General features: G+C 62.2%; 21 protein-coding genes. All 21 read left to right on the top strand.

Annotated features, from left to right (window positions below; genetic code table 11):
- The 21 genes from G394_RS0109790 to G394_RS0109685 all read left to right on the top strand — a co-directional run bounded on the left by G394_RS0109790 (window position 1) and on the right by G394_RS0109685 (window position 23,669).
- Window positions 1-891, top strand: a complete 891-nt coding sequence (locus G394_RS0109790) for a hypothetical protein (protein ID WP_028577501.1) — start codon at window positions 1-3, stop codon at window positions 889-891.
- Complete coding sequence (locus G394_RS0109785; protein WP_028577500.1) at window positions 891-1,808, top strand: GPW/gp25 family protein; 918 nt, start codon at window positions 891-893, stop codon at window positions 1,806-1,808. The genes G394_RS0109790 and G394_RS0109785 overlap by 1 nt, the downstream gene beginning before the upstream one ends.
- A gap of 99 nt (window positions 1,809-1,907) precedes the next feature.
- Window positions 1,908-3,317 (top strand): baseplate J/gp47 family protein, encoded by a 1,410-nt coding sequence (locus G394_RS0109780; RefSeq protein WP_028577499.1) that lies wholly within the window; start codon window positions 1,908-1,910, stop codon window positions 3,315-3,317.
- Window positions 3,317-4,891 (top strand): phage tail protein, encoded by a 1,575-nt coding sequence (locus G394_RS0109775; RefSeq protein ID WP_028577498.1) that lies wholly within the window; start codon window positions 3,317-3,319, stop codon window positions 4,889-4,891. The genes G394_RS0109780 and G394_RS0109775 overlap by 1 nt, the downstream gene beginning before the upstream one ends.
- Window positions 4,892-4,901: 10 nt before the next feature.
- A complete protein-coding gene (locus tag G394_RS0109770) occupies window positions 4,902-5,495 on the top strand; it encodes a hypothetical protein (protein WP_028577497.1) in 594 nt (197 codons plus the stop codon).
- A gap of 10 nt (window positions 5,496-5,505) precedes the next feature.
- The gene (locus tag G394_RS0109765; RefSeq protein WP_028577496.1) at window positions 5,506-6,495 is read left to right on the top strand and encodes a hypothetical protein; all 990 of its coding nucleotides are present in this window, start codon (window positions 5,506-5,508) and stop codon (window positions 6,493-6,495) included.
- A 122-nt stretch (window positions 6,496-6,617) separates the two neighbouring features.
- Entirely contained in the window at window positions 6,618-7,079 is a 462-nt protein-coding gene (locus tag G394_RS0109755; RefSeq protein ID WP_028577495.1) for a hypothetical protein, read from the top strand.
- 12 nt (window positions 7,080-7,091) lie between these two features.
- Entirely contained in the window at window positions 7,092-7,625 is a 534-nt protein-coding gene (locus G394_RS0109750; RefSeq protein WP_028577494.1) for a hypothetical protein, read from the top strand.
- A 15-nt stretch (window positions 7,626-7,640) separates the two neighbouring features.
- On the top strand, window positions 7,641-11,189 hold the full coding sequence (locus tag G394_RS0109745; protein ID WP_028577493.1) for a DUF4815 domain-containing protein: 3,549 nt from the start codon (window positions 7,641-7,643) through the stop codon (window positions 11,187-11,189).
- 12 nt (window positions 11,190-11,201) lie between these two features.
- Window positions 11,202-11,459, top strand: coding sequence for a hypothetical protein (locus G394_RS0109740; RefSeq protein WP_022993020.1), 258 nt, complete (start codon window positions 11,202-11,204; stop codon window positions 11,457-11,459).
- 249 nt (window positions 11,460-11,708) lie between these two features.
- On the top strand, window positions 11,709-12,668 hold the full coding sequence (locus G394_RS0109735) for an amidoligase family protein (protein WP_028577492.1): 960 nt from the start codon (window positions 11,709-11,711) through the stop codon (window positions 12,666-12,668).
- A gap of 11 nt (window positions 12,669-12,679) precedes the next feature.
- Window positions 12,680-13,204, top strand: a complete 525-nt coding sequence (locus G394_RS0109730) for a DUF5049 domain-containing protein (protein ID WP_028577491.1) — start codon at window positions 12,680-12,682, stop codon at window positions 13,202-13,204.
- Entirely contained in the window at window positions 13,189-13,986 is a 798-nt protein-coding gene (locus G394_RS0109725; protein WP_028577490.1) for a glucosamine 6-phosphate synthetase, read from the top strand. Before G394_RS0109730 ends, G394_RS0109725 begins: the two co-directional genes overlap by 16 nt.
- The gene (locus G394_RS0109720; protein ID WP_028577489.1) at window positions 13,983-14,507 is read left to right on the top strand and encodes a gamma-glutamylcyclotransferase family protein; all 525 of its coding nucleotides are present in this window, start codon (window positions 13,983-13,985) and stop codon (window positions 14,505-14,507) included. Before G394_RS0109725 ends, G394_RS0109720 begins: the two co-directional genes overlap by 4 nt.
- A 160-nt stretch (window positions 14,508-14,667) precedes the next feature.
- Window positions 14,668-14,883 carry a helix-turn-helix domain-containing protein gene (locus G394_RS0109715; protein ID WP_011367784.1) on the top strand — a complete coding sequence of 72 codons (216 nt, stop codon included), beginning with the start codon at window positions 14,668-14,670 and terminating at the stop codon, window positions 14,881-14,883.
- Between the two features lie 9 nt (window positions 14,884-14,892).
- Entirely contained in the window at window positions 14,893-17,025 is a 2,133-nt protein-coding gene (locus tag G394_RS0109710; RefSeq protein WP_028577488.1) for a type I restriction-modification system subunit M, read from the top strand.
- Window positions 17,025-18,440 (top strand): restriction endonuclease subunit S, encoded by a 1,416-nt coding sequence (locus G394_RS0109705; RefSeq protein WP_043775376.1) that lies wholly within the window; start codon window positions 17,025-17,027, stop codon window positions 18,438-18,440. Before G394_RS0109710 ends, G394_RS0109705 begins: the two co-directional genes overlap by 1 nt.
- The gene (locus tag G394_RS0109700; RefSeq protein WP_028577486.1) at window positions 18,427-19,470 is read left to right on the top strand and encodes a PDDEXK nuclease domain-containing protein; all 1,044 of its coding nucleotides are present in this window, start codon (window positions 18,427-18,429) and stop codon (window positions 19,468-19,470) included. The genes G394_RS0109705 and G394_RS0109700 overlap by 14 nt, the downstream gene beginning before the upstream one ends.
- The gene (locus G394_RS0109695; RefSeq protein ID WP_028577485.1) at window positions 19,467-22,457 is read left to right on the top strand and encodes a type I restriction endonuclease subunit R; all 2,991 of its coding nucleotides are present in this window, start codon (window positions 19,467-19,469) and stop codon (window positions 22,455-22,457) included. Before G394_RS0109700 ends, G394_RS0109695 begins: the two co-directional genes overlap by 4 nt.
- The gene (locus G394_RS0109690) at window positions 22,447-23,493 is read left to right on the top strand and encodes an HTH domain-containing protein (RefSeq protein ID WP_028577484.1); all 1,047 of its coding nucleotides are present in this window, start codon (window positions 22,447-22,449) and stop codon (window positions 23,491-23,493) included. Before G394_RS0109695 ends, G394_RS0109690 begins: the two co-directional genes overlap by 11 nt.
- A complete protein-coding gene (locus G394_RS0109685; RefSeq protein ID WP_028577483.1) occupies window positions 23,490-23,669 on the top strand; it encodes a hypothetical protein in 180 nt (59 codons plus the stop codon). The genes G394_RS0109690 and G394_RS0109685 overlap by 4 nt, the downstream gene beginning before the upstream one ends.
- Window positions 23,670-23,751: the final 82 nt, after the last annotated feature.

Genomic DNA, 23,751 nt, shown 5'->3' with positions numbered 1-23,751 from the left:
ATGATTTCCGAAGAACCCGCCGACTTGCAGGCCACCATCGAACAAACCGATTCCGGCGAACAGCAGTATGTGCTGCGGGTGCTCTGCGATCACCTGTCCGGCATCCGTGAAGAACTTTCCGGCATCCGCACGCTGCTGGAGGCCAGTCACGCCGCCTCGGAGGCGATGCGTGGCCAGGCCCAGGCCTATCTTGAGGCCCAGCAGGCCAGGACCCAGGAGTACCTGGAGCAGGTCCAGATCGAGCCGGAGCCCGATTTTTATCCCTTTGTCGAACTGCCTGTGGGCACCGAACCCCGGGATCTGCCGGATGGCAACCGGCTCTTCACCTTGCCCGACGGCATGATCCTGCGGACCACGGACGACCAGCGCATCTGCGTTATCGACGGAGGAGAACAGCAGGTCATCACCCCCGGACCCGGCACGGCCACCGAGGTCGCCCCGGGACGCCTTTACACCCTGGTCGAGTCCTATCTGCGCTCGACCCAGGAGGCAGCCGGTATCAGCGGACTGCCTGCCGGGATCGAGCCGACCGCCATGGGCGCGGAACGCTTCGCGGTGGTTCTGCCCGAGGGCATCCGCCTCGACGTCGATCACCGGGAGCGTTTCATCACCCTGATCAACCCGGCCGGACCTATCGACATCATCGGCATCGGCCGCATCGAGGGCATCGGCGAAACCATCGCTGCCCGTCTACTCTCCGGCGGAGCCAAGGGATTCCAGTGCGGCCAGTCCGGCCACGGTGGGTTGATCGAGGCGGACGGCACCATCCATCTGGGGCTCAAGAGCGGACTGGATCTGGTGATCCGGTTCCAGGGAGAACCTATCGACGACGACGCACCGGAAAATGGCTGCTCGGGACAGTGCGGCATCGACTGCGAGGAGCGTACCTGATGAGCTACGATTTCCTCGGCAAGGGATTGCGCTACCCGTTCCGGTTTCAGTCGGTATCCGGCGGCACCCAGATCTCGACCGCCACCTCGCGGGAGCACGAGCATATCCGCGAAAGCATCCTGCAGATCCTCGGCACCCGGATCGGCGAACGTTTCATGAATCCGGAGTTTGGCTCCCGGCTGAAGGATCTGGTGTTCGAACAGAACGACGAGGTGCTCAAGGGCCTGCTGCGCCATTACGTGATCGACGCCATCAAGCGCTGGGAAAAGCGGGTGATCATCACGGAGGTGCGCTTCGACGACCGGCCGCTGAACATCGACGGCAACCTGCTGCTGGTGCATATCGCCTACCGGGTGATCCAGAGCCAGGTGGACGGCAACCTGGTCTATCCCTTCTACAGAGAAGACCCGAACAATCCCGCGCCCAGCTATCCCCAGCCGGAGCCCGAGCCGGAACCGCCGCCGGTGCGCAGCGTGCGCCTGTCGCCGGACGTGCGCTCGCTGTTCAATCTGCTCTGGTTCGACGCGGCCGAGATGAGCCCCGATCCGGATGATTCCCTGATCTGGCCAGCGGGAGAATACGAAGTCGCCTACATCGAGGGAGCCTTTCAGGACCGCAACGGCAAGTGGATCGTCAGCGATCCGGGTGACAACCACGGCCACTACCTGACATTCGAGGGAGCGCCAGAAACGGAAGCGCCCCAGGCCGAGCACGCCCTCTATCTGGCCGCGAGCGGTCTGGGCTTCGACACCCAGAGTCAGGCGGAAGACAACGCCGCTGGCACCGTTCACCGGATCACCACGTTGGAGCCGGGCCGCATCGGCCTGTTCTATTTCGAGGGCAAGAAGGAATCCCACTACCTCAACAACACCTCCGGGCAGCCCAATCCCGTCTGGCAACTGCGCGGCCCGCTCTGAGGCATCCCGCCTCCGACACATCCAGGTCCCTTCCGGTAAGTAACCGGCGTGGCGAGAGCATCAGGCGCTCTCGCATAACCGCCGAAAACCGGAGAGACCATGGGCCGCGCAAGCATCGGATACATCAACAAGGATTACGAATCGATCCGTCAGGAGCTGCTGGCGAAGATCCCGCAGCTCACCGACCGCTGGACCGATTTCAACCACTCCGATCTCGGCGTCGTCCTGCTCGATCTGTTCTGCGGCGTGGGCGACATGCTGGCCTACTACCTGGACGCCCAGGCGGCCGAGGCCTTTCTGCCCACGGCCCGCCAGCGCCAGAACGTCATCAACCTCTGCAAGCTCATCGGCTACCGGCTGGATTCGCCGGTGGCCTCCACCACCACGCTGCGTTTCCGGCTCTCCGCCCCGCTCGGCAAGGATCTGACCATTCCGGCGGGAACGGCCTGCCGCGCCTTGCTGAGTGACGGCGAGGCGGATTTCGAGACGGTCGAGGACGGCCTGCTCCCGCGAGGCCTACTCTCGGTGGACATCCCGGCCCGGCAAGGCGTGCGCCGCACCGAGACCTTCACTTCGACGGGGCTGCCATTCCAGCGCATCCGCCTGACCGGCGACGTCATCGCCCAGGGCACCATCACCGTTACGGTGGGGGACGACGCCTGGAGCGAGGTCGATCACTTCCAGGACAGCCTGGCCGACAGCCGCCATTTCATGGCCGACCTGGACGCCCTCGACATCTCCACCCTGATTTTCGGCGACGGACAAAGCGGCGCTGTACCCGCTCAGGGAAGCGCCATCGCCGTCAGCTATCTGCAGACCATCGGGGACCAGGGCAATCTCGGTCCGAACCGGATCACCCAACTGCTGAGCCCGGTCTACCTGAACGGCGGCCAGGTCTCCCTGACCGCCACCAACCCGGTACCCGCCACCGGCGGCGCTTCGCGGGAAGCCCTCGAACACGCCCGCCGACAGGCACCGGCGGAGCTGCGCAGTCTCTGGAAAGCCGTCACCCTGGAGGATTACCAGGCGCTCGCCGAAGGTTACCCAGGCGTCGCCAAGGCCAAGGTGCTCGACACCAATGCCTGTCAGAACATCCGCTATTACAACGTTCAACTGGCCATCGCCCCCAACGGCGGCGGAATGCCCTCGGCGCTGCTCAAGCGGGACCTCGCCGAGTTTCTCGAACGCCGCAAGGTCATCACGGTCGAGATCACCCTGTTCGACCCGATCTACCGGCCCGTTTCCATCGACGCCGAGGTCTACATCTGGCCCGGTGAACCGCTGGAAAACGTGCGCAGCCGTATCGAAGCCGCCCTCACCGATTTCTTTTCTTTCGACCGGGTCTCCTTCGGGCAGACCATTCACTTCTCCGACCTGGTGGCGCTGATCGATGGCGTGCGCGGCGTCAGCCACATGCATCTCTACGCGCCGCAGCAGGACATCGAGCTGCGCCACGGCGAAATTCCGGTTCTCGGCAGCGTCAACCTCGATCTGCGGAGGGCCGGTTGATGTCGGATTGGTTCAAGGACAATCTGCTCGGCCTGCTGCCGCCGCTTTACGAGCACAACGACGAAGCCGGTGACCTGCGCACCTTTCTGAGCCTTCCCGCCGGGACGCTGGACGAGCTCAAGCAGGCCATCGACGACTTCCCGACCATTTTCGATGTCGATCACTGCGACGAGCGCTTCCTGCCGCTGCTGGCGAGACTGGTCGGCCTCGAAGTGGACGGCACCTGTTCGCCAGACTGCCAGCGCCGCCGCGTGCGGGAGGCGGTCGAGATCTATCGCCGCAAGGGCACCATTCCGGCCATCGAACGCGACTTCGACTCGCTCGGTTGGCAGGGGGAACTGCAGGAGACCTTCCGCTCGGCGCTGCGTCTCAATGCCCGCTCCAGACTCAGCAGCGCCAAGCTACCCGGGCTGGTGTTCAGCCTCGGCGTGTTTCGCGTGCTGTGTCTCAACCAGACCGAGGGACTGCGCGACGCCCTGGTGTTTCACCACCCGGCGGGCACGCGCTGTTTCTGGCTCCAGTTTCTCCTGGAATGGATCGAAGGCGGCGCGATGCTCGACTTCGGGCATGCCAACGCTGTGCGCCGGATCGTGCTGGCGTTTCTCGACGAGACCTTCGTCCTTGGCCGCTCCTCGCTCGGTTCCTGCCGTCATCTGACCAACAAGCAGAGGGTCTGGGAGCTTCTGCAACTCACCAGTACCACTGAGATGATCCCGGAGATCGACCGGGCCGCCGTAAAAGTCTCCCGTTTTCAAGGCCGCCAGAACCGGATGCGCCTGAACCACAAGGCCCTCAACGACTGGCGGCTTCCGTACACCCGCGTCGGCGAGGACCGGGTTTCCTTCTGCACGCCCATCTACACCGGCCGCGACTTCGAAGGGGATGTGCTGGAAAGCGGCTTCGGGCTGGGCGAGAGCCATCTCAACCGCAAGCCGCTGACCCATGGCGAGACCGCGCTGCGCTACTGCTTCCGGCAAAAGGATTTCTTTTTCGACACGCAGGCGGAACCGGTCGAGCGGGCGGAGGCCAAGTACGATCTGCGCCTGCCGCTGGAATCTCGGTACCGCCTCTGCTTCCAGCTTGGCCGCGCCAGGCTCAACGAAGGTCTCGATCTCACCGCCAACCAGGGCGGCATCAGCAATCTGCTGCTCGCCTCCACCGCTGGCTGCGACGCGGACGTCACCCTGGCCGTCGACCGGATCGACCGATGGCGGCGGAGAGGGCCTGTGTTCCGGCTCAACGCGAACACCCTGAACACCCGGTATCTGAGCAATGCGAATCTGACCGGCGAACGAGCCTCGCTTGAAGTCTACGTGGACACGGGCTCTCTCCAGCGCCATCGGGTCGAGACCATGAAGCTGGGCGCAAGCCCGCTCAACACCACCGGCCTGCGTCTCTCCGTGGACCGGACCCGCCCCCTGCGCGTCAGCCGCATGCGCCTCAACCAGGCCGGATTCCGCTGGTCGCGGCCTTCCTACCACTGGCTGTTCCGTCAGCAGGACCTGCACGCGCCCACGCAGGCCGGGTTCGAGGCCGCCACCAATAACTATCGCGCCACCCAGTGGCCCACCTGAAGGAGAACCCATGGCGATTCACCTCTATCTTGACGAAGCGCTGACTCAGCAGATTTCCGAGGGGGATTTCAGCCGCCCCGAGGCCGAGAGCTACAACGGCACCGATGGCGACATCAAGGACCGGCAGCTCTACGTCGCCAACGAGCAAACGAGCCTCCCCTCGGCCATCGACGCGGCGCAGCCCTCCATCGCCCTGGCCGAACCGCGCTTTGCTGACGGCGAACTCATCATCATCGACGGCGAGCAGATGCTCGTCGAAAGCGGTGGCTGCACCGTCAATCTCACCGTGCAGCGGGGCGTGGCCAACACCGCTCCGGCCGCGCACGACGCCGGGACGACCATCTATTCCGGCTACGACTACACCGGGCTGGTGCTCGATCCCATCGATGAGACCGGCACCGACGAAGCGGTCTGGTACCGCCTGGCCCGGACCCAGGCCGAACTCGACACCGCCACCCAGGGCGCACCGCTCAATCTCGGCGACAAGGCATTCCAGCAGACGCTGTCTTTCTGGCGGCGCTGCACCGTGCTCCCGGGCACCCCAGTGCAAAACAAACTCGACATCAAGCTGCGCCTGACCGGCACGGAAAACCCGATTCTCTAAGGAGGCCGCCATGGCATACCACAGCATTCAAGGACTCGCCCACGGTCGGCTCGACCTGCTCAATCAACTGCGGACCTTTCTGGTGACCACCACCGGATGGACCCTGCACGACGATCAGTCGGCCGACCCACAGCCGTATTTCGTCTTCAAGTCGCACGGGGAATCCGGGGCCGAGGACGTCTATCTGCAGTTCCGTATCAGCACCACCTCCGGGCGGATTCACGTCGCGGCATTCCAGTATTGGGACGCGGCCACCCACACCGGCGTCAACGAGGCGTCGCACACCAGTTACACATACCTGCGGGTGGAGGACAGCGCCGACTTCATCTTCTGGCTGTTCGCCGACCTGGATCACGTTTTCGTGGTCACCAAGCTCGTCTCCACCTACTACGGCCATTACAGCGGATTGCTGAAACGGTTCTGGTCCGGGGCCGTCGCGCTTACGCAGGCGGCGGTTACTGCTGGAAGCGGCGTGGTGCTTCAGGTCAACGACGCCACCGTGGTCACGCCCGGACAGGACTATGTGATCAAGGACGACGCGGGCATCGAACGCGTGCGGGTGAGCGCCATCGACACCGCCGTCACGCCAAACACCATCACCGTCGAAACCCTCGTTCGGGATTACGCCTCGGGAGCCAAGATCGGTGAGGACCCGCAGCCGGTCATCAACAGCTACTACAACGCACCGGGTACCTTCTACGCCGTGAACAAGTTCGACGGCTGGACTTCCGCGTCCGGCCAGCAGGGCCGCTGCGGCGCGGCCAACGGCGGTCTCCAGGGCGAAACCGATCCAGAGATGCGCTACGGCACCACCATCCTCTTTCCCTGGCTCGCCTCGATGTCCGGTTCCGCCGCCTACCAGGAACTGCGTGGCGAACTCATCGAGATCTTCGCCGTGGGCGGCGGCAACGTCGCCTCGGAAGACACCATTCAGATCGGAATGGACAGCTACCGCGTGTTCAATCTGACCACCGGCGGCTGGTGCGCGGTGAAGGAGTAACGCCATGGCAACGCATAGCGGAAAGCTCAAAATCGTCACCACGATCACCGGCCAGCGACGCCCGGAAACGCTCCTGTCCATGAACCGTGGTCAAGCGCTCAAGCTCTGCGGGAGGATTCGCCGTGGCCGTGCATAAGGGACAACTGGCATCCATCACCACCCGCAGAGGTATCCGGCGGCCGGAACTGCTCGCCATCGGCGCGGCGCAACCCGGAGCGCTCTTCGAGCTGTTTTCCGTGGCACCGGCCAGGCGCACGGTGATGGTCCGGGCCGACAGCGCAGTACGGGTCGCCCATCGGCTCGAACGTCGATCCGACCTCGCGCTTCGCGTGAACAACCGCCTGAACCGGAGCACCGATCTGTGGCTCGTCATCCATGGCCGTCTGGGCGTCGATGCCGACACGGCGGTGCGAGTGACGCGCCCCTGGCTGCGGAGCATCGACACCAGCGTCCGGACGTCCGGCGCACACATCAGCCTATCCGACACCGTTCAGCGCATCGCGATTCCGGCCGGTCTGCTGGCCGACACGCGCCAGATCCTGTTCGCGGTGCTCATCGATCAAGACCACGAAATTCAGACCTAAAGGAGAACAGCAATGGCACTGGGACTCATCGTTAAAACCGGCCGGATACTGACGGCCAAACTCCTCCTCGGCCAGGCCGTGGACGGCATCACCCACTGCGCCATCGGCGACGGGGATGCCAGCTTCACCGACCCGCAGAATCCGCCCGCGCCGGATATCGGCCAGACCGGGCTCAGAAACGAACGTGCCCGCAAGCGCTACTACAAGCGGACCTTCCTCAAGGAGGACGCCGAAGGGGCGCTCCTGGTCAACGGCGTGCGCTACCTGGAAACCGGCGAGGAGACCAACACCATCGGCGTCTTCTTCCGCTTCGACGAGGCCGAGGCCAACGGCATCACCATCCGCGAATACGGCTTCTTCGGCGGCGACGTGCAGTACGTGGCCAGCACCACCGGGGATCTCGCCATGGGCGGCGTGTTCCATCAGGACACCAACCCGACCGGCGAGGTGCTGCGCCCGGGCTACCTGTACGAGGTGAAGAACATTCCCGACTTCAACAAGATTTCCGACACCCGCGTGGAGCTGGTCGGGATCATCAAGATCTAACTGGAGGATTCAAACATGAGCATCTCACGCGAAACATTCGACCCGACCAAGAACTACAAGCGCATCCGCTACCATCAGGATCGCGACCTGCTGGATTCGGAACTCAACGAGCAGCAGGACATCATCAACCTGGAGCGGCGCAAGATCGCAGACATCCTGTTCAAGGAAGGCTCCATCATCATGGGCCTCGAGGTCAGCTCGGCCGCCAACGTCCTGACCCTGGCCCTTGGCGTGGTCTACATCGACGGCCATCTCGAACAGGTGAGCGGCGCGACCCTGACCTATGATCCGGCCACCACCAGCGGGGCCGATTACGTTTACGTGGAGCTGCTGAAGTACAACTACGGCTACACCCAGGACCCGGCCCTGATCAACCCGGCCACCGGCGAGCCCACCGCCGAACGGGAAAAATGGGCGCTCTCCCTCAAAGCGACGGACACCAGCGGCCAGACGCTGCCCAACAACGTGACCGAGCGCCGGGTGATCCCGATCTACAAGTTCGACCGCGAGAGCGGAGACGTCACGCCCACGGTGCAGGAGAAGTCCAACCTCTACCTGCGGGATCTGCTGGGCACGCTGCCGGGCAGCCGGATCACCGTTTCCTCGATCACCGAGGACCAGCTCTCATTCGCCGCCGCCGAGGGGCTCAATTCCCTGATTCAGAACCTGGCCGAGCGCACCTTCGACCAGGCCGGAAGCTATCTGGTGCGGGGCTTCGACACCTTCATCGGCGGCGTCGACGACGACAGCGTGGAGGCGATCACCAACGCCGGACGCGCCTACATCCAGGGCTTCCGGCATCAGCGCGATCTGCCCACCTCGACCCTGGTGCCCAAATCCATCGCCACCAAGTCGGTGCGCGGCGAGCAGAAGACCTTCGACATCAACAAGCGCCGCTATCCGGTCAACTCCACGCCGCTCAAGGAGACGACCCAGGTGGAGGCCATCGTCGAGATTACCCGCAACGTCACTCGCGGCTCGGTGGGCGGCGGCGAAGACCTGCTCGACCCCAATCCCGTCGTGGACATCCTCGAGGTCAGCCAGGGGGCGACCATCTTCCAAGAGGGCGTGGACTGGCAGCAGTCGGGCAACCATGTCGACTGGCTCGGCTCCGGTAACGAACCGGCCATCGGCACCACCTACACGGTGCGCTGGACCTACACCAAGCAGATGGTCAAGGGCACCGACTACGTGGACAGCGGCTGGTTCGGACAGGCCAACCATCCGGCGGCCGGAAACTATTTCTATCTGGTGACCGCCTACAACGCCACCGGCGAGACGGCCTTCAACGCCGGTGCGGTCGTTGCCCGGGCCACCACCGCCGGGGAGATGAACAAGCTCTGCTGGCTACCGGTCAGCGGCGCGACCGGCTATCGCGTCTACCGGGCCGCCACCAACGGCGCACGCACCGACTACAAGCGACTGATGGAACTGGGCAGCGAGGCGCTCTCCTATGTCGACGACGGCGTCGAGGAGATCGGCACCGCTTCGCCTCCGGCCACCAACACGGCCGGACTCACCATGTCGCCGGTCCAGCTCGAGCTGGGCAACCTCAACGTGATCAACTTCGGACGCGGCAGCCTCGGCGACCAGCCGGTGAACGGTTCCAACTGCAGCCTGGACTACGACTATTACCTTGGCCGTCGCGACATCGTTTACGCCACCACCACCGAGATCAAGCGGCTGGAAGGGGCTCCAGCCGATTTCCCGAAGCTGCCCATCGTGCCGGAAAACGCCCTGGGGCTGTGCAGCATCGACTGCCCGCCCAACTCCACCGACATGGAAATCCACAACTTCGGCCTGACCCGCATCACCATGGACCAGATCCACGACATCATTCAGGACGTCGAGGACCTGAAGTACAACGACGCCCAGTACCAGATGAACAACGAACTGCAAAACCGGGACGCCCAGACCAAAAAAGGCATCTACTCGGACGACTTCTCGAACACCGCCCAGTCGGACATCTACCATGCCGAATGGGACGCCCGGGTCAACGAGATCGCCCGTTTCGTCGCGCCGGACCGCATTCCGCACTCCACGGTGCTCTCGGTCGATCAGGCGGGCAGCAACGCGAGCTTCTTCGGCAGCCTGGCGCTGCTGCCGGGCAACGAGACCGTGCTGGTGGAGCAGAACGACTGGTCCGAGGAGCGCAACATCAACCCCTACGCCGTGTTCGACAAGCCCCCGGCCATGCTGCAGATCACGCCCAACCTCGGGCGGCGCGGCCAGACCGGCATTGCCGTAACCGGTATCAACTTCACCCCGAGCAAGTCCGGCATCGTGCTGCGCTGCGACGGCCAAGTGATGGCCAGCAACCTGATCAGCGACGAGGCCGGTCGGGTCAGCGCCTCCTTCACCATTCCGACCAACGCCCGCAACGGCAACCGCATCGTGGAGATGGCCGACGGGGTCTACTCGGCCCGGGCCAGCCTGCAGATCAACGATCCGCTGGTCATCACCCGCATCGAGCGCATCATCGAAAACCGCATCATCCGCGTGCCCGTGGTGCAGGTGGTCTGGCGCACCCAGACCATCTTCGTGCCCCGCGATCCGCTGGCCCAGACCTTCAGCTTCACCCAAAACCAGGTGATCTCCAGCATCGGTCTGCAGTTCACCGCCAGGGACCCGAGCATCCCGGTCACGGTGCAGATTCGCGGCGTCACCACCGGTCTGCCCAACGGCGTGGTGTTCGCCGAGAAGGTGCTGGCCCCGAACGAGATCAGCCTGAGCGGCGAGACCCGCATTCGCTTCGACGACCCGTTCTACGCCGAGGCCAATACCAGCTATTCCGTGGTGCTGCTGACCAACAGCACCAATTACAAGGTCCGCACCGCCACCCTCGGCAAGATGGGCCGCTGGGGTATCATCACCCGGCAGACCTACATGGAAGGCGTGCTGCTGGAGAGCTCCAACGCCGAGACCTGGACGCCGCTCAACGGCTCCGACCTGGCGATGAAGATCTACGGCTACAACTTCCAGTCCGAGGGGATGATCCGCTTTCAGCCGATCACCGGCGTGCAGTTCTCCGACATCAACCTCGACGAATACTCGGCCATCCCCCAGGGCACCGGCCTCGACTGGGAATACTCCACCGACGGCGGCGTGACCTGGGACGCCATGGTTCCCGCCGAGGAGGAACGGCTGCCCAACCTCGCCACCCGGGTCCAGATCCGCGTGCGTCTGAGCAGCTCGCTTTCCAACGACACCCCGGCCATCAACTTCCGCGACGTCAACCTAGTGGGCTACCTCAACAAGACCACCGGGGCCTACCTGACCCGCGAGAACGAGCTGACCCAGGGGGTGGAATCGACCAAGGCCTATGTGCAGATGCAAATCCCCAGCGGCACCACCCTGCAATGGTTCGCCAGCAACGACGGCGGCCTGACCTGGGAGGCGATGACCATCCAGGAGACCCGGCCCATCGACGAGAACTGGACCGAGTACACCCTGGTGCGAACCTTCACGGACAACACCGGCAACAAGGTCCGCTACAAGGCCGAGATGACCGGCACGCCGCTGATCTACCCGCGCATCCATTCGCTGGGCGCGACCCTGAGCTAAGGAGGCACGGCCATGATCGTTCGACGCAAAGGCGGCCTGACCGAGTTCATCCCCACGCCGCAGGAGAAGCGCGACGGCCTGATCCGCGACCACGCCCTGGGTCTGCTGGAGAATCTGCACCAGCGCCTGGCGCGGCTGGAACGGGCGTCAAAGCTCCCGACCGACGAAGCGGAGGCCTTCACGGCGCTGCTGGCGCGGATGCGGGCCGACGAGTCGCGCAACCTCGAGCTGCACGCCAGCCTGATCACCTCCGATACCGCTTCTGGCTGACCGGCTCACTGCCACCGCCAACCCAGAAACCCCGGATACGGCCAGCCCGTTCCGGGGTTTCGGCCGCCTGTGCGCCGCCCAATCCGGACAAACTCGCAAGTCATTGAAAATAAACGTGTTAAATGTCGGCTTCGGCTGTTCTTCTACTTGATTTGTGTCCGGAAAGAAGCATTCATTCATGGTGTAAGCGGAGGCTGAAAAGCCTTGCCAGACAACGACTTAGAAGCGCCACGAACGACGGAGGCACGCATGAACCTGAAAGAGATCCACTACGGGATCGAGATCGAGACCGTAAAACGCACCCGGGAGCAGATCGCCTGGGCCATCCACTCGGTGGTGGGCGGCACGGTCCGCCATGTCGGCATCCCCAGCAGCTATGACCCCTGGGAGGTCGAGGACCTGCGAGGCCGCGTCTGGAAGGTGGTGGGGGACGCATCCCTGACCAGCGTCCCGGCCCATCTGCGGGCCGAGGTGGTCAGCCCGGTGCTCGGCTACGACGACATCCCGCAACTGCAGGAGGCGGTCCGGGCCATCCGCCGCGCCGGAGGCAAGATCAACAGCCAGTGCGGCATTCACATCCATATCGACGCCGCGCCCTTCGACGGCAGACACCTGGGTAACCTGGCCAAGATCATCTACAAGCAGGAGCCGCTGATCCTCCACGCCCTCGGCATCAGCCGCGACCGGCTCAATCGCTACACCCGGCCGGTCAGCGACGAGCTGATCCAGCGCATCGAACAGCATCGCCCCCGCACCAAGGACCAGCTCAACCGCATCTGGTACGGCTACCACAACCGCCAGCCCCAGCACTACGACAACAGCCGCTACCACGGGGTCAACCTGCACAACGTCTGGTACCGGGGCACGGTGGAGTTCCGCTGGTTCGAGGCGACCCTCCACGCGGGGCGGATCAAGGCCTACCTGCAATTCTGCCTCGCGGTGGCCGCCAAGGCGCTCAACGGCCGGGCCGCTTCCAGCCGCAAGCGGGATTTCGATCCCCAGAGCGCCAAGTACGACTTCCGGGTCTTCCTGCTCCACCTCGGCCTGATCGGCGACGAGTTCAAGACCGCCCGCAAGCATTTGATGGCCAACATGCCCGGCGACGCCGCCTTCAAAAACGGACGGCCCAAACCGGAGGACGTCCTCCCGGACGAAACAACCACCACTCTCACCAACGAGGCCGGGCAAGTTCCCGGCCTCACTGTTTAAGGAGGTGCCCAATGAAGATTCTGATCCGCTCCACCACGCTGGACGGCGAACCGATCCCCGGCAGCGGAGAAACCCTGCAGGCCGCCGACTGCCTTGAAATTGTCGAGCTGATGCGCGGCCAGACGCCATTCACCGCCAGCCGAGCGCCCAGGGACTACATGACCGAGGTGCTCTCCGGCATCGAAGGCGGACCGACCCGGCCATTGCCGGAGGATGCCGCCGCTGCGGCCGCCGAGTTTCTCACCCGTCTGGCGCGGCACGGACTGATCGAGTTTCTGCCCGACGACAAGGCCAGCGATCCCTGGCCGGAACGCTTCCTCGAAGCCCTGGAGACGGTGCGGCTCTCCGGGCGCACCAATATGCTCGACCACCCGGAGGTGACCCGGCTGACCGCCGATATGGGCTACCCGGAGGTGGCCGAGTGGCTGGCGGACCACCGGCGCGAATACGCGGCCTTCGTTCTCGAAGGAACGAGACCGCTGCTCGGCAAGAACTTCGGCGGCAAGGAGGACCCGGCTCCATGTGCGGACAAGTAGGCATCATCTTCGGCCGCAAGCACAGACGGCCCAACGAGCGGGATTACCTGCGCGAGGTCTTTATCCGCATGCTGCTGCACAGCGAGGAGCGCGGCCCGCACGCCTCCGGTCTGGCCTGGCTCAAGACCGACGGCAGCCACCGCATCTTCAAGCGGCCGATGCGGGCGCACGAGCTGGTCTACGAGAAGCCGTTTCAGGAGCTGCTTGGGCAGGTCGACAACGAGACCACCATCCTTATGGGCCACACCCGCTGGCGCACCCGGGGCAACGAGTTCAATAATCGCAACAACCATCCCATTCAGGCCGGGATCGTCATCGGTACTCACAACGGCACCCTCTACAACGCCGATTATCTGTTCCGCCGTCTCGGGCTGCCGCGCTATGCCGAGGTGGACAGCGAGCTGATCTTCCGCCTGGCCGACCGCTTCGCGCCCGAAGGCCCCATCGACCAGGAGGGCCTGAAGAAGGCGCTTGCCCTTTGTCGCGGCCAGATGAGCGCCGTGCTGGCCTCGCGGCTCGCCCCCGGCACCATCACCGTGCTCAAGGGCAACAAGCCGCTCTGCCTGCGCATCCACCGCCAGCACCGGGTGGTGCTCTACGCCTCGGACGACGCCTTTATCGACTTTGCCGTGGACAACGAGAAGGGTTGGCGCGAGCTAGAGGTGCCGCCCATGACCATGCTCACCATCCGCCACGAGGATGTGCGGGCCATCGAAAACAGCGAATTCCGCTTCATACCCCAGGAGCGCAAAGGGACACTGCCCGAAGGAGTGAATGCATGAACATTGGAGAATCCTCGAAGCTGAACACAAATCCGGAAGACAGTCCCGAGACCATCCTCCGGCTCTTCGTCTACGGCACCCTGAAACGGGGCTACTGGAACCATCAACGTTTCTGCGCCCAGGCCCGCAGCACCGAACCGGCCGTGGTCTGGGGCAGGCTCTACCACCTCCATGCCGGGTTCCCGGCGCTTGAGGTGCCGGAAGGGCTGATCCTGGCCCGGGGCACCGCCGACCCATTAGCCGACGCCCGCAGGCAACAGGAGATCGGCACGCCGCGCTTCGGCCGCCCGACCGGCGACTGGGATCTGATCTATGGGGAACTGGTGACCTTCACCGCCCCGCAACGCGACCTGCCGCCCATCGACCGGCTGGAAGGATTTCGGCCCGGCGGGCACAGCATGTATCAGCGGGTGATGGTGGCGGTGCTGTGCGGGCGCACCTCGATTCCTGCCTGGACCTACTGGATGCCATGCATTGATAACGGCACCCGGCTTGACACCGGCGTCTGGCATCGAGCGTGATAGAAAATAATCGGCTCCAATCGTTAAAGATCGTTTGACATAGCACATAGCGTCTTTGTATATTAAAGGAGTTTTTTAACCTGGGAGAGGTGCGTCCAGTCTCTCCCGTTTCGCCTCTGTCGGACGTGGCAAACAACCAAAGCGCCCGTGGAGCAAGAGAATGAACGAGATGGAAGACCGCTGGTTATCAATAACCGAGATTTGCAAGTACCTCGGGGTCAGCAATGACACCGTTTACAAGTGGATCGACAAGCATGGTATGCCCGCCCACCGCATGGGTCGTCTTTGGAAGTTCAAGAAAGATGAAGTGGACGAGTGGGTCAAGGCTGGCGGCGCGGCCGAGCCTGCGGAAACCGACAAGAAGCGCAAGGAGTAATAGCGGGCTATGAACCATGTGATCCACAACAGCATCGTGAATTTTATCTGGGGTATCGCCGACGACGTGTTGCGCGATGTCTACGTGCGCGGCAAGTACCGCGACGTGATCCTGCCAATGACGGTCATCCGCCGTCTCGACGCACTCTTGGAGCCGAGCAAGGAAAAGGTGCTCGGCATGAAGAAGCAACTCGACGGGGCCGGAATCGCCAACCAGCACGCCGCGCTCTGCCAGGCCGCAGGCGAGGCCTTTTACAACGTCTCGCCCTTTACCCTGCGCGACCTGAAGAACCGCGCCAAGCAACAACAGCTCAAGGCCGATTTCGAAGCTTATCTGGATGGCTTTTCACCCAACGTCCAGGAGATCCTCGACAAGTTCAAGTTTCGCAACCAGATCCCCACGTTGATCGAGGCCGACATCCTCGGCCACCTGATCGAGAAGTTTCTCGACGGCCGCGTCAATCTCAGCCCCAAGCCGGTGCGGGACGTGGACGGCAACGAGCTGCTTCCGGCCCTCGATAACCACTCCATGGGTACCATCTTCGAGGAGCTGATCCGCCGTTTCAACGAAGAGAACAACGAAGAGGCCGGGGAGCACTTCACGCCCCGCGACGTGGTCAAGCTCATGGCCGACCTGATCTTCCTGCCGGTGGCCGACGATATTGAATCGGGCACCTACCTCGTCTATGACGGAGCCTGCGGCACCGGCGGCATGCTGACAGTGGCTGAAGAGCGCTTGGCCGAGTTGGCCGAAAGCCACGGCAAGGATGTCTCCATTCATCTGTTCGGCCAGGAGGTGCAGCCGGAAACCTACGCCATCTCCAAGGCCGACCTGCTGCTCAAAGGCGAAGGGGCTGAGGCGGAGAACATGAAGTACGGCTCCACGCTCTCCAGCGATGCCTTCCCGTCGCAGGAATTCGATTTCATGCTCTCCAATCCGCCCTACGGCAAGAGCTGGAAGACCGACCTGGAGCGCCTGGGCGGCAAGGGTGATATCAAGGACCCGCGCTTTGTCACCCAGCACGGCGGCGACCCGGAATACAAGATGATCACCCGCTCCTCGGACGGGCAGCTCATGTTCCTGGTCAACAAGCTCTCCAAGATGAAGCACACCACCCGCCTCGGCAGCCGCATCGCCGAGGTTCACAACGGCTCGTCGCTCTTCACCGGCGACGCCGGTCAGGGCGAGAGCAACATCCGCCGCTGGATCATCGAAAACGACTGGCTGGAGGCCATCATCGCCCTGCCGGAGAACATGTTCTACAACACCGGCATCGCTACCTATATCTGGGTGCTGACCAACCGCAAGTCTGATACGCGCCGGGGCAAGGTCCAACTCATCGACGCCACCGAATGGTACGTACCGCTGCGCCGCAACCTCGGCAAGAAGAACTGCGAGTTCTCCGAGGAGCACATCCGCGCCATCTGCGACCTGGTGGTCAATCCAGTTGAAACCGAGAAATCCAAGATTTTCCCCAACGAGGCCTTCGGCTACTGGAAGGTGACGGTGGACCGCCCGCTGCGCCTTGCCGTTGACCTGAGCCCGGCCCGGCTGGACCGGTTCGAGCGGGCCTGCGCCAAGGCCAGGGAAGAGCCGCTGGCCAACCTGGCCCGTCGTGTGGCGAAGACCATCGGAGCCGGGCCGCACCTCGATTTCAATGCCTTCATGGACACCTGCGACACCGATGCCGACAAGCACGGTGTCAAGCTCACCGCCAAGCGCAAGAAGCTGCTGCAGAGCGACCTCTGCGACACCAGCGAAGATGCCGCGCCGGTACTGAAGAAGGTCCACAAGCCGGGCAAGGCCACGCCCGATCCCATCCACGGCCTGTTCGAGGCCGAGGTGGGCGGCAAACACTGCGTGGTCGAATACGAGCCGGATACCGCCCTGCGCGACAGCGAGCAGGTACCACTTCTGGAAGACGGCGGCATCGAGGCGTTCTTCCGGCGCGAGGTGCTGCCCTACACCTCGGATGCCTGGATCGACCCGGGCAAAACACTGACGGGCTACGAAATCTCCTTCACCCGCCACTTCTACCGGCCCGCGCCCATGCGCACCTTGGATGAGATTAAGGATGACATCTATGCCCTGGAGCAGGAAACCGAAGGGCTGCTGGAACAGATTGTCGGGGAGGCTGAGTGATGAAGCTGGCCCCTTATCCAGAATACAAGGACGCGGTTGTGAGCTGGGTCGGGAGCATCCCCGCACATTGGCCTGAGAAGCGGGCAAAGTATTACTTCAAGGAGATTGATGATCGCTCCCTGACAGGCGATGAAGAAATGCTCTCGGTGTCGCACATCACCGGAGTGACTCCCCGCAGCCAGAAGAACGTGACCATGTTCAAGGCCGAGTCGAATGTCGGTCAGAAACGTTGCCAACCCGGAGACCTGATCATCAATACGATGTGGGCCTGGATGTCTGCATTGGGCGTCTCGAACCATGCTGGAATTGTGAGTCCCGCCTATGGCGTTTACCGGCCAAGAAGCAACCAGGATTACGACTACTACTATCTCGACAGTCTGTTGCGGATTGAAGGATATCGGTCGGAATACATTTGCCGGTCAACGGGCATTCGCTCTTCCCGGCTCAGGCTCTATCCCGATAAATTTCTGAGCATGCCGGTGGTCTGCCCTCCGCAGGAAGAGCAGCAAGCCATCGCACGATTCCTGAAGGCGCAAGACCGTTTGTTCCGAAAATTTATCCGCAACAAGCGGCGGTTCATTGAACTTCTCAAGGAGCAGAAGCAGAACGTCATCAATCAGGCCGTGACCCGGGGGCTTGATCCCAAGGTCAAGTTCAAGCCCAGCGGCGTGGAATGGATCGGAGATATTCCGGAGCATTGGGATGCCACGAAGCTCAAACGCGTGGTCAGCTTCAATCCATCAAAATCTGAGACACGAGCGAATCCGGCGGATGAAGAAAAGGTTGTCTTTCTTCCCATGGAGAACATCTCTGTCAATGGGGATATCGACTGCTCTGAAAAACGCACTCTGTCCGAAGTCTGGAATGGCTTCACCTATTTCCGACGCGGGGATGTGGTTGTCGCGAAAATCACTCCCTGCTTTGAAAATGGCAAAGGAGCTTACCTCAAAGGGCTTGAATCTGATTTCGGCTTTGGCACTACCGAACTGATCGTTCTTCGTCCTTCAAAGGCCATTGACGGCGCTTTCCTTCGGTTCCTCACGTCAACCAAACAGTTCTTGTTGCTGGGCGAGCAATACATGACCGGCGCGGCTGGCCAGCAGAGGATTCCATCGGATTTTGTGAAAAACTATCCAATCGGTTTGCCGCCAATCAAAGAGCAGCGGGAGATTCTCGAACACATCCAGGAAAAATCGGCCGAGATCGACCAAGCAATCACCCGCGCCCAACGCGAGATCGAGCTGATGCGCGAATACCGTACCCGGCTGATTTCCGATGTGGTCACCGGTCAGGTGGATGTGCGCGGAATCGAGGTGCCGGAGGTTGCCGATGAAGAGCTGCTGGCGCTGGAAGAGGACACCGCCGATGCCGATGACGTGATCGATGACGAGGGGGAGATGGATGAAACCGACTGACAAAACCCCAAAAAACAGCCTCGGCAAACCGCAGGACTACCCGCGCCTGCTGTCCGAGATTAAGGAGCGCATCCGCTCCGCCCAGTATGAAGCCCTCAAGGCGGTCAACAAGGAGTTGGTCGGTCTGTACTGGGACATCGGGCGGATGATCGTGGAGCGGCAGGATGTTGAAGGCTGGGGCAAGGCGGTGGTGGAACAGCTCGCCGCCGATCTGCGGACGGAGTTTCCCGGCGTGGGGGGCTTTTCGGCTTCCAACCTCTGGCGGATGAAGGCTTTTTTCGAGGCGTACAACGGACTCGAAAAACTCGCACCACTGGTGCGAGAAATCGGCTGGAGCCACAACCTGGCCATCCTGGAGCGCTGCAAGGACCCGCTGGAGCGGGAATTCTATCTGCGCATGACCCGCAAGTTCGGCTGGTCCAAGAACGTGCTCATCCATCAGATCGACAACCAGAGCTACGAAAAATCCCTGCTCGGCCAGACCAACTTCGACCAGGCGCTCACACCGGAACTTCGCGCCCAGGCCAAGCTGGCGGTGAAGGACGAATACACCTTCGATTTTCTGGAGCTGGGCGAGGAGCACAGCGAGCGGGAGCTGGAGCGGGCGCTCATCGCCCGGATCGAGGATTTCCTCCGGGCCATGGGCGGCATGTTCGCCTTCATGGGCAGCCAATACCGGCTGGAGGTGGACGGCAAAGAGTTTTTCATCGACCTCTTGTTGTTTCACCGCCGTCTGCGCTGCCTTGTCGCCATTGAATTGAAAGTCGGCGAGTTCCTGCCGGAGTTCGTCGGCAAGATGCAGTTTTATCTGGCGGCTCTGGACCGGCAGGTCCGCCAGGAGGACGAGAACCCCTCCATCGGCATCATCCTGTGTAAGGAGAAGAGCCGCACGATTGTGGAATACGCCCTGCACGACGCCCGCAAGCCCATCGGCGTGGCCACTTATGAAATCACCAAGACCCTGCCCAAGGCGCTGAAAGGTCAACTGCCGTCGCCGAAGGACATCGCCCATTTGCTGGAGGATCTATGAAACCGACCGACACCAGCGAAAAGGGCCTGGAGTCCATCATCGTCGCGTCCCTCGTGGAGGAGGCCGGATACGTTCAGGGCGACCCGCAGGACTACGACCGGGAACACGCCGTCGACCGGGCCAAGCTGCTGCAATTCCTCTCCGCCACCCAGCCCGACACCTATGAGGCTCTTGGCATCGACGAGGAAGGCCCCAAGCGCACCCAGTTCCTGCACCGCCTGCAGGGCGAGATCGCCAAGCGCGGCGTGGTAGACGTGCTACGCGGCGGCATCAAGCACGGCCCGGCCCATGTGGACCTTTTCTACGGCACGCCGACGCCAGGCAACGTGAAGGCGGCCGAGCGGTTCGCGGCCAACGTCTTCAGCGTCACCCGCCAGCTCCGCTACAGCCGCAATGAGACTGCGCTCTCCCTCGACATGGCCGTGTTCGTCAACGGCCTGCCCATCGCCACCTTCGAACTCAAGAACAAGCTCACCAAGCAGACGGTGCTCGATGCCGTGCAGCAGTACCAGCGTGACCGCGACCCGAAGGAGCTGCTGTTTCAGTTCGGCCGTTGCGTCGTTCATTTTGCCGTGGACGATCACGAGGTGCGTTTCTGCACCCACCTCAAGGGCAAGGGCTCGTGGTTTCTGCCCTTCGACAAGGGCTACAACGACGGTGCTGGCAATCCGCCCAACCCGGCCGGGCTCGCCACCGACTATCTGTGGAAGGAGGCCCTCTCCAAGGCGGGGTTGACCGACATTCTGGAAAACTACGCCCAGGTGGTGAAGGAAAAGGACGAGAAGACCGGCAAAAAAAGGCACAAGCAGATCTTCCCCCGCTACCACCAGCTAAAGGTGGTGCGCATGCTGCTGGCCAATGCCGCTGAGAGCGGCGTCGGCAGACGCTACCTGATCCAGCACTCGGCGGGCAGCGGCAAAAGTAACTCCATCGCCTGGCTGGCGCACCAGCTCGTGGGGCTGGAACACGAGAGCAAGGCGTTGTTCGATTCGGTCATCGTGGTCACCGACCGACGGGTGCTCGACAAACAGATCCGCGACACCATCAAGCAGTTCGCCCAGGTTTCCGCCACCGTCGGCCATGCCGAGCATTCCGGCGACCTGCGCCGCTTCCTCAAGGCCGGTAAGAAAATCATCATCACCACCGTGCAGAAGTTCCCGTTCATCCTCGATGAGATCGGCGACGAACACCGCAAGAGCAAATTCGCCATCATCATCGACGAGGCTCATTCCAGCCAGGGCGGCAAGACCACCGCCGCCATGAACATGGCCGTTGCGGAAAAGCCGGGTGAATACAAGGCGGAATGGGATGAACTGGATACCGAGGACAAGATCAACAAGATCATGGAAGGCCGGAAGATGGTGACCAACGCCAGCTACTTTGCCTTCACCGCCACCCCCAAGAACAAGACCCTGGAGATCTTCGGCGAGCCGGACCCGCAGCCCGACGGCACCGTGAAGCATCACCCGTTCCACAGCTACACCATGAAGCAGGCCATCCAGGAGGGCTTCATCCTCGATGTGCTGAAGAACTACACCCCGGTGGAGAGTTATTACCGCCTGGCCAAGACAGTGGAGGACGATCCGCTCTTCGACGCTAACAAGGCCCAGAAAAAGCTGCGCCGCTATGTGGAGTCCCATGATCACGCCATCCGCGAGAAGGCGGAGATCATGGTGGACCACTTCCACACCCAGGTGATCGGCCACCGCAAGATCGGCGGCCATGCCCGGGCCATGGTCATCACCAACGGTATCGAGCGAGCCATTCAGTATTTCCACGCCTTCAAGGACTACCTCAAGGAGCGTAAAAGCCCTTACGCGCCCATCGTGGCCTTTTCCGGGGAGCACGAGTATGGCGGAAAGAAAGTGACCGAAGCGACGCTGAACGGCTTCCCCAGCAGCCAGATCCCGGACAAGGTACAACAGGACCCGTACCGCTTCCTGATCGTCGCCGACAAGTTCCAGACCGGCTACGACGAACCGCTGCTGCACACCATGTACGTAGACAAGGCGCTCTCCGGCATCAAGGCGGTGCAGACCCTCTCACGGCTCAATCGCGCCCACCCGAAAAAGCACGATACCTTTGTGCTCGATTTCCACAACGACTCGGAGACCATCCAGAAGTCGTTCGAGCCCTATTACCGCACCACTATCCTCAGTGACGAAACCGACCCGAATAAACTGCACGACCTGAAGTCGGATCTGGACGGCTACCAGGTCTACTCCCAGGAGCAAATCGACGACCTGGTGGGGCTCTACCTGAACGGCGCGGACCGCGACAAGCTCGACCCGATCCTGGACGCCTGCGTGGCCACCTACAACGCCGATCTCGACGAAGATGGCCAGGTGGACTTCAAGGGCAAGGCCAAGGCTTTCGTCCGCACCTACGGCTTTCTGTCCTCGATTCTGGCGTATTCGAATGCCGACTGGGAAAAGCTGTCGATCTTCCTGAACTTCCTGATCCCGAAACTCCCCGCGCCCAAGGAAGAGGACCTGTCCCGGGGCATCCTGGAGGCCATCGACATGGACAGCTACCGTGTCGAGGTGAAAACCAGCCTGAAGATAGGCCTTCCGGATCAGGATGCTGAAATCGGACCGGTGCCGACCAGCGGAGGTGGCCGCAAACCGGAACCGGAGCTGGACCAACTGAGCAACATCATCAAGGCGTTCAACGACCAGTTCGGCAACATCGATTGGAAGGACGGCGACAAGATCCGCCAGGTCATCGCCGAGGAGATCCCGGCCAAGGTCGCAGCGGACGCCGCCTACCAGAACGCCATGAAGAACAACGATAAGAAGACCGCCCGGATCGAACACGACGCCGCGCTGCAACGCGTCATGATCGACCTCTTGTCCGACCACACCGAGCTGTTCAAGCAGTTCAGCGACAATCCGTCGTTCAAGAAATGGCTGGGCGACACCATCTTTGGCGTGACTTATCAGCAACAGGCCGAACAATCCGCAACGGGAACGAGCCATGGACGTTAAAACGGCCGCAATTCAGGTTTTGCAACAGGCCGGAACGGCGCTGCACGCCAAGGATATCGCCGAGCAGATCATGGCTGCCGGTCTCTGGCAGTCCGGAGGTAAGACCCCAGACGCCACTGTCAGCGCCCGGCTCTACTCCGACATCAAGAGCAATGGGGACAAGTCGCCCTTTGTAAAAGTCGGCCCTCAGACCTTCGCACTTCGAGATTCCACTGAAATATCGAGCGGCGCTGCGCCGGTTCCTGCGGCCGTCGAAGAAGCCCCAAAACATCATCCGAACGCGGGTTTCTCCTTCACTGATTGCGCTCAGAAGGTGCTCGAAGAGTTCGGCGGCAAGAAGCCGATGCATTACAAGGAAATAACCGAGAAGGCCCTGCAAAAAGGCTGGCTGGTGACAGGCGGCAAAACGCCCGAGGCCACCATGTACGCCCAGGTGATCACCGAGATCAAGCGCCAGCAGAAACGCGGTGAGCGGCCCCGCTTCGTTCAGCACGGTCGTGGCTATGTGGGCCTGAGCCAATGGATGGGGCGTGGACTCGCATTCCAAATCGAGCAGCACAACCACCAGGTCCGCAAGGTCCTGCGCGAGCGCTTGCTGGCCATGAAGCCCGGTGAGTTCGAGGAGTTCATCTCTCAGTTACTGGCGGAGATGGGTTTCGAGATGGTCGAGGTGACCAAACTCAGCGGCGACGGCGGCATCGATGTCCGGGGCACCTTGGTGGTCGGTGCCGTGGTCCGCATCAAGATGGCCGTCCAGGTCAAGAAATGGAAGCTCAAGAATAATATCCAAGCTCCGGTTGTGCAGCAGGTGCGCGGCAGCCTCGGAGCACACGAGCAAGGGCTGATCATTACCACCAGCGACTTCAGTGCCGGAGCCATCAAGGAAGCGGCCCAGCCCGACAAGACTCCCATCGCCCTGATGAACGGGGAACAGCTTGTAATGCTGCTGATGGAACACGGCATCGGCGTCCATCGTTCGACGCCGGATCTGTTCGAGATCGATGAGGAGTTTGCTATGGGAGGGGATGTGAAATGAGCACGATTGACAGAGGAACGGTGGGGAACAGAATGGCCATTGAACGGATAAGCAAAATCAAAAGCCATCTGATCTTCCGTAATGGATGCACTTTAAATAAGATCAAGGCCGATATCTACGCCCTGGAGCAGGAGACCGAAGGCTTTCTGGAACAGATTGTCGGGGAGGCTGAGTGATGAAGCTGGCCCCTTATCCAGAATACAAGGATTCCGGGCAGCCGTTTTTAGGAGATATTTCGGCTCACTGGAATCTGTTCCG

It is taken from the genome of Desulfomicrobium escambiense DSM 10707 (genome assembly GCF_000428825.1).
In the GTDB taxonomy this organism is placed as follows: domain Bacteria; phylum Desulfobacterota; class Desulfovibrionia; order Desulfovibrionales; family Desulfomicrobiaceae; genus Desulfomicrobium; species Desulfomicrobium escambiense.
This window is presented reverse-complemented; position numbering and strand designations above follow the sequence as displayed.